Here is a 7,036-nt window from a genome sequence, read left to right on the forward strand (position 1 = left end):
AGTCGTAGAAAATAAGCGTCGCGCTGGCCTCTGGCCTATCTCATTCCAGGCGCTGGCGGTTCATGTCGATGAGGGCCTGATAGTCGGGCCCGGGTTGCTGCTCCGCCATCAGCAGCGCCCACAGCAGGCCGATGTAATCGACCCAGGGCAGGAAGGCATCGGCCTGGAATCCCTTGCCATTGAGCAGCTTATGAGCGCCTCCCCTGCCTTCAAGATAGCAGCTCTCCAACTGGCACCGCAGCTCTTCGCTCCAGCCATGGGTGCGCTGTATGCTGGCCAGCTCGAAGCCGGGATGACCGGCGGCGCCATACTCCCAGTCGATGACCCAGGGCCTGTGGCCCAACAAGTTAGCCGGATTGAGATCATGATGGCAAGGGAGCCAGCAATCGTCCGGCTCGTGGCTCGCGAGCAGGGCCCGCTCCAGCGCCGGCAACCAGGGGGGCACCTGGGCCAGGCGCTGCCGATAGCCGGCGCTGTGGGCCCGCACCGCCATCACCACGGCGGGCAGCGCCAGTCGGTGCAGCCGTCTCAGCACCTCGGCCAGCAAGGGGGCTTGGGTCGCCAGGGGCGGCGCCTGCTCGGCCCAGTTCGGCTCGTCGCACCACGCCAGCAGCATCAGGCCGCTGGCGGGATCGCCGTGATGACAGGGCAAGGCCAGCCCCTGCCCCACGGCCCCCAGATAGAGCTGCCACTCGGTGGCGCGGTCTATGCCGAGCCGGACCGGATCCGGGTGGCCGCGCCGCAGGAAGCCGCTCTGCCCCGAGGGCAGACGCAGCCGGTAGTTGCCGTTGGTCAGGCCGCTCGCCAGTGGCTCAAGGCGCCCCTGGTGCCAGGGGGCCGGCAGGCTGGCCAGCAGGCTCAGCTCCGCCAGATCCCCCTGCTGCCGGGTCGCCTCACCAGCCAAAGGTGGAGGTCTTCGCCTGCTTGCGGATCTCTTTCTGATCGGCCCACAGCAGCTCGCCATTCTCCAGATCCATCAGGTTCATGGTCATCTGGTAGTAGACGTCCTTCACCTTGCCATTGTCCTTGACGATGCTGACCAGGTTGCCATAGACCATGTAGCGGGCGCCGGTCTGCTTGCCCAGGCGCACCATGGAGGCGGGATCCACCATGCCGCTGCTCTGCTGGTACTCGAGCTGCTGCTTGACCGCGCTCACCTTGCTCATGTCGACGAAGCGGAACTTGCCGGCGCGCAGCAGCTTGGTACGGATGGTGTCCGTGATGGCCTCGGTGTCGATGTGCTCCGAGGTCTTGTTGCGGATGGAGTCCATGAACATCACGGGACGGCCCCCTGCGGTGATTTCGCTGGTCGCCGGTGAGGCGAGCATGGAGTCCGCCATCTTGTCGGCGATGGCCTGCAAGTCGGAGGAGCCGTAATCCACCGTCACCGTCTCTGTCTCGGTGGGATCGCCATAGCTGACTGTGGTGCTGGAGCAGCCGCCGAGCAGCAGGGCCGAGGTCAGGATCAGCAGGGCATGGTTCATTCTCATCAGTTCGATTCCTCAATCACTTCGCGTACGTAAATCCGGTAGCCCCGGGCTGCCGGACTCGGCGCCAGGGCGGACAGGGTGCGGGTCTGGTAGCCGTGCAGCTTGATGGGGGTCCAGCCGCGGCCATCGCTGGCCACCTCCTGCCCGGCCTCATCATACCAATAGAACAGGTATTGCAACTTGTTGTCGCCGCGCTGGGTGCTGGCGGCGGCCACGTTGACCTGCAGCAGGCCGTTTTGCTGGCGGCGGCTGAGTTCGGTCAGGGTGACGTTGACGTTCTGGTGCTGCTCCGCCACCGCTGCCGCCCCGGCCGCGCCATAGAGCGCCACGCCGGAGGTATTGGTGGCGCACCCCGCCAGCAGCAGTGCCAGCCCGAGGGCCAAGCCATGTGCTTTCATCTTGTTCTCCTTGCCGGTGGCCGAGAGGCCGAACCGGTCAGTCTGTGATCCTTGCCCAAAGGGGCACTCATAGGGGCATCACCCGGCTGCTCAGGCCCGCGCCGAGGCGCTGCACCCAGACTAGGGTGGTGCGCCCGGCATGCACTGTGAGGGGGAGTGTGCGCATGGCGCTGCCCGCCCCCAGCTGGAGTTGCACCTCCCCGGCCGGGACCATTCCCTGCCAGCTCGATGCCTCGGCGGGCAGGGTCAGCCAGCTGCGGGTATCGGCCCGCTCAGAGAGGGTATTGAAGATGCCCACCAGGATATTGCCCACATCGCCCCCCTCCTTGGCGGCGCTGCGGCGCAACTGCTCCTTGGCCACCAGCCGCAGGGCCTGACGGGTCAGCATGCCCGGCAGCCGCTCCTGCAGATCCTTGGCCGCCAGCGATTCGAGTCGCACCAGCGAGCTGGTCCGCCCGGCCTGTTTGCCCACCGACACCATCAGCGGGCCTGTGTCGCTGGCCCTGTTGTCGTAATAGGGTACCGCCACGGTAAAGGTACGAAAATCGCCGCTGGAGGTGGAGATGGGCAGCGGCAGGAAGATCTCCCGCCGCGCCGGGATCAGGCCATCTTCAAACAGCACCACCAGCTGGCCCTGATCCTTGGCCGGTGGCGGCGCCTTGCGGCCCACCTTCTTCTCGGTCTCCTTGAGCTCGTCCGCGGAGCCGCGAAGCCGCGCCAGGCGCAGCAGGGCATCCTGCAGGCTCTGGTTGTCCGGCGCTATCTGGTAGCCCCGCTGATAGTCCACCCAGGCGTCGTTTAGATCCCCGACCGCCTCATAGAGCACGCCGGAGAAATAGAAGGTGTAGGCGTTCTGGAAACCGTTTTTCACCTGGCCTATCAGGCGATCGAGCTCGGGTGCCCCGCGCGACATCAGCTGGCGCATCTCCCCATCTGCCTCTGATTCTTCGCTCTTTTCCTTCGCCTTGCGCACCTCGTCGGCCCGCGCCTTGAGCGCCCGCTCCTGCACCTGGTTGGCGCGGCGCACCTCCACCAGGGCCCCTTCGGCATCCCCCCGTTGCAGGTAGTTCAGCGCCAGATAGTGGTGCAGCATGGTGCGCTCGTAGTCAGGCGCCCGGTAGGCCATGGTCTGATCGTTGGTGAGCAGGCTGCCCGCCTGAGCCAGCCCCTGGCTCAGGCGGTACCGGGCCTGATTGTCTTCCCAGGCGAGCCGGCTGTCGGCGGCGGCAAAGCCCTGCTTGCTGACGCCGTCCTGACCCGCCAGCCAGGCGATGCGCCCTTTCTCAAGCTGATCCAGCACATAGGTGTCGTCCCCCGGGGTCGATTCGCGCACCTTCGGCAGCGCCTCGGCGGCATGACCCAGCAGCAGCTGGTTGCGAAGGGGCACCATCTGATCGGAATAGGAGACGAAGAGATCTTGCCAGCGGGAGGCGCAGCCTCCCAGCAGCAGACCGGCCAACAGCAGGCCGGTCAATGAGGCGGGACGCATCACAGGCTGAGCAGAGGTCCCAGCGGCTGGCCACCCACCAGGTGCAGGTGGATGTGGTAGACCTCCTGCCCGCCGTGGCGGTTGCAGTTCATGATGAGGCGGTAGCCGTCCTCGGCGATCCCGGCATCTGCCGCCAGCTTGCGGGCCACGGTGAACATGCGGCCGAGGGCCAGCTCGTGATCCGCTTCCACGTCGTTGACAGTGGGAATGAGCACGTTCGGTACTATCAGTATGTGAGTCTTGGCCTTGGGTTGGATGTCCCGAAACGCGGTCACCAGATCGTCTTGATAAAGGATGTCGGCGGGGATCTCCTTGCGGATGATTTTGCTGAAAATGGTTTCTTGCGCCATGGGTAACTCCTTTATATGAAAAAGAAAATTCAATGCAAAACTCAAGCGACTCCCAAAAATGTCGCCACAGCCCGCCAAGTGTGACACAAGCCGACATTTGACACAGCCGTTGTCCCAATCACTTCAGTTATTGTGAAGAATACCGATAGTGAGGATGACGTCCCGAGTACCCCAGCGGCATTCCCCGTGGGGGCATGCAGGGTACCAAAGGGACGGGGTACTCAGGCAAGGGACTTTTGCATAGACAGCGGGACAATAATGAAACAAACAATGTCAGACCTCTCGATCTTACAGAGAGTCTATCTGGGCTTTGCCATCCTGGTCGCCGTCATGGTCGCCAGCGCGGTACTGACCTTTCGCGGCCAGAGCGAACTCAACGATGCCCTGGACCAGGTAACACAAGAGTCCATGCCGCTGGTGATCGCCAGCAGCCAGACCCAGATAAGCCTGCTCAGCGCCAACAAGTGGCTCACCGACGTGCTGACCGAGCAGGATCCCAAGCAACTGCCGGCGGAAGTGGCCGAGCTGCAGCAGGCCAAGGGTCAGGTCGACAAGATGCTGACGACCCTCAGGCAGCAGGTGGCGACGCACCCCGAATTGCAGGGGGAGATGACGGCCCTCGGCAAGCTGGTGGCTGACTACCTGCAGCTGACCCAGACCCTGCCCACCGAGCACGAAGCCCTGCTCACCCGGCTGCACAAGGTCAACCAGGCCAAGGGCCAGTTCCAGGTCAGCCTGCCCCAGTTCAAGAAGAACCTCGGCGACATGATGGTCACCGTCGACGACAGCTTCATCAAGATGCTCTCCGAGACCCTGACCACCAAGCTCTCCGCCATCGAGCTCTCCACCATGGATGCCCTCAACCAGAGCATCCCCGCCCCCATAGAAGCGGCGCTCAAGCGCAACAAGATGCAGATCGAGGGCTTCAACAGCACCATCAAGGATCTGCAAGGGGAGCTCAAGGAGTTCGACAACAACATGGGCCACTACGTCCATGGCTTCGTGCGCGACACCACCGCCACTGAAGGGGTGCTCGCCCAGTACCTGGCGCTGATGAAGCAGCAGCAGACCATGCGCGAGCAGAGCAAGCAGGCGAGCCAGCTCATCGTCAGCATCCAGAACAAGCTGGAGGGGATCACCGCCCAGAGCCAGCAGCTGATGAACGCCAGCATCAAGGCCTCCGATCGGGTGCAGACCCAGAGCACCCTGACCCAGGGGATCAGCATAGTCATCGCCATCTTCGTCGCCATACTGGTGGCCTTTACCCTCGGCAAGGCCATACGCCGCCCCCTGAAAGAGCTGCTGCGGGTACTGACCGAGGTGACCCAGGGTGACATGACCCAGCGGGTCGGCTTCAAGAGCCAGAACGAGTTCGGCCAGCTCGGCAGCCAGATCAACCTGCTGATCCAGCAGATGGGAGACGTGCTCAGGCAGCTCTCCCAGGCCTCGACCCAGCTCAACAGCGCCGCCCACGACAACCGCCACACCACCGAATCGGTGCGCGCGGATCTGGAGAAGCAGCGTCAGGAGACCGCCTCGGTCGCCGCCGCCATGACCCAGATGGAAGCCTCGGTGCGGGAGGTGGCCCAGGCCGCCAACCAGACCCTGGAGCGGGTGCAGGACGTGGAGAAGGCCTCCGAGATGGGCCGCAAGGTGATGGCCGGCAACATCACCACCACCCATCAGCTGGCGGGCAAGCTGCAGCAGACCGGCAAGGTGATCGGTGACGTGAGCGCCATGAGCGGCCAGATTGGCAATATCCTCGACGTCATCCGCGGCATCGCCGAGCAGACCAACCTGCTGGCCCTCAACGCCGCCATAGAAGCGGCCCGGGCCGGCGAGCAGGGCCGTGGCTTTGCGGTGGTGGCGGACGAGGTGCGCAACCTGGCCGGTCGCACCGCCCAGTCCACCAGCGAGATCCAGACCATGATCGAGAACCTGCAGCAGGGGGTCGCCCGGGCGGTCAACGTGATGCAGGAGTGCTCCCGCGAGATGGACAGCTGCGTGGATCAGAGCTCCCAGGCCAACAACGCCATGGAGGAGGTGCAGGGCATAGTGGTGCTCATCAGCGACATGTCGAGCCAGATAGCCTCCGCCGCCGAGCAGCAGCAGGCCACCAGCGCCGACATCGCCACCAACCTCAACCGCATCTCGGACATCTCGGATCTCAACTATCAGGGCATAGAGCGGGTCGCCGAGACCAGCCAGCAGCTCGACAGCCTGGCCGAGCAGCAGGAGGGGCTGGTGCAGCGCTTCCGGCTCAGCGCCTGATGAGGCCGTCTGTTCTTCCATTGCCCTGAAACGACGAGGCCCCGCAGATGCGGGGCCTCGTTTTTATTGCGGCTTGCGCCTGGGGATCAGGCGTAGGCGATGGCGCCCTTGCCGACCCCTTCATAGGCGACAATCTTGACGAACTTGTCCCCCACCTGCTTTTTCACTTCGCGGGCAATATAGTGGGCCAGCAGCTCTATGGTGGTGTCGGTGTCGATCATCTCCACCTCGGCGGCCGGCATGGCGAGCTGGAACAGCCCCTGGGGCGCTGTGTACTTGAAGCCGAGGTGATGCTCCCCCAGCTCGGCCTTGGCCAGCTCGCTCAACGCCAGCTCGGAGAGGGCCACCTTGTCCTCCAGGGTGCCGAGATAGATGTCGGCCCAGCGCTCGGCCCAGTTCAGCTCCAGCTCCTCGTTGCGCGCCCCGTCCACCTCTATCTCGACCGGAGAGCGATGGCCGTGGGCGATGCGCTGGCAGTTGCCGTCATGCTTCTTCAGGCCATGGCTGTAGTGGTAGAAGGCGCCCTCGATCTTCTCCTGACGCAGGGTCAGGGAGAGATCCTTGATGTTGTCAGGCAGGCGCTTGGCCAGCACCGCCAGCAGATAGCGGGTCACCGACTCCTTGTCCACCTGGGGGGCGGGGATGAAGGCAAACGCCTGGGCCGGGCAGCGCAGGTGGATGGAGCGACCCGGGCGCAGCAGATCCACGGTGCACTCGTCGTCGTCCAGGGGGTGGATGTGCACCAGGGCGCTCTCGGTCGGTACCAGCAGCTTGTGATCCACCTCTTCATCGATGATCGACTTGATAAGCTTCTTCACCCGGCCAAAATCCAGCAGCATGCTCATCTCGTTGAGCTCGCCGCTCATCTCGATGTCCACCAGCCAACTCTCCCCCACCATGCCGCGACGCTCGCACAGATAGCTGGAATCGATCACAGTCAAATCTCTAACAAATAACTTCATCACTCAGGCCTTGCTACAGAGAAAGTGCAGTTTGCGATATTATGACCCCGGATTATCGGCAAAGGAATGACTGATT

General features: G+C 63.9%; 7 protein-coding genes. 1 reads left to right on the forward strand and 6 read right to left on the reverse strand.

Going from position 1 to position 7,036, the window contains the following annotated elements; translation table 11 throughout:
• Positions 1-40: 40 nt before the first annotated feature.
• The 5 genes from G4923_RS13085 to hinT form a co-directional block, all read right to left on the reverse strand.
• Complete coding sequence (locus G4923_RS13085) at positions 41-904, reverse strand: phosphotransferase (RefSeq protein WP_205597072.1); 864 nt, start codon at positions 902-904, stop codon at positions 41-43.
• Positions 894-1,490 carry a penicillin-binding protein activator LpoB gene (lpoB, locus tag G4923_RS13090; RefSeq protein ID WP_163137324.1) on the reverse strand — a complete coding sequence of 199 codons (597 nt, stop codon included), beginning with the start codon at positions 1,488-1,490 and terminating at the stop codon, positions 894-896. The genes G4923_RS13085 and lpoB overlap by 11 nt, the downstream gene beginning before the upstream one ends.
• Positions 1,490-1,888 carry a YcfL family putative periplasmic lipoprotein gene (locus G4923_RS13095; RefSeq protein WP_163137325.1) on the reverse strand — a complete coding sequence of 133 codons (399 nt, stop codon included), beginning with the start codon at positions 1,886-1,888 and terminating at the stop codon, positions 1,490-1,492. Before G4923_RS13095 ends, lpoB begins: the two co-directional genes overlap by 1 nt.
• 67 nt (positions 1,889-1,955) lie before the next feature.
• Positions 1,956-3,377, reverse strand: a complete 1,422-nt coding sequence (locus G4923_RS13100; protein ID WP_163137326.1) for a COG3014 family protein — start codon at positions 3,375-3,377, stop codon at positions 1,956-1,958.
• A complete protein-coding gene (gene hinT, locus G4923_RS13105; protein ID WP_025326574.1) occupies positions 3,377-3,727 on the reverse strand; it encodes a purine nucleoside phosphoramidase in 351 nt (116 codons plus the stop codon). The genes G4923_RS13100 and hinT overlap by 1 nt, the downstream gene beginning before the upstream one ends.
• A gap of 258 nt (positions 3,728-3,985) precedes the next feature.
• Here hinT and G4923_RS13110 point away from each other — a divergent pair, with 258 nt between their 5' ends.
• Complete coding sequence (locus G4923_RS13110) at positions 3,986-5,998, forward strand: methyl-accepting chemotaxis protein (RefSeq protein ID WP_163137327.1); 2,013 nt, start codon at positions 3,986-3,988, stop codon at positions 5,996-5,998.
• A gap of 86 nt (positions 5,999-6,084) precedes the next feature.
• Here the strand turns inward: G4923_RS13110 and G4923_RS13115 are convergent, their stop codons facing one another.
• On the reverse strand, positions 6,085-6,960 hold the full coding sequence (locus G4923_RS13115; protein WP_163137328.1) for a 6-pyruvoyl trahydropterin synthase family protein: 876 nt from the start codon (positions 6,958-6,960) through the stop codon (positions 6,085-6,087).
• Positions 6,961-7,036: the final 76 nt, after the last annotated feature.

The sequence above is a fragment of the Aeromonas rivipollensis genome, from assembly GCF_010974825.1.
Classification (GTDB): Bacteria; Pseudomonadota; Gammaproteobacteria; order Enterobacterales; family Aeromonadaceae; genus Aeromonas; species Aeromonas rivipollensis.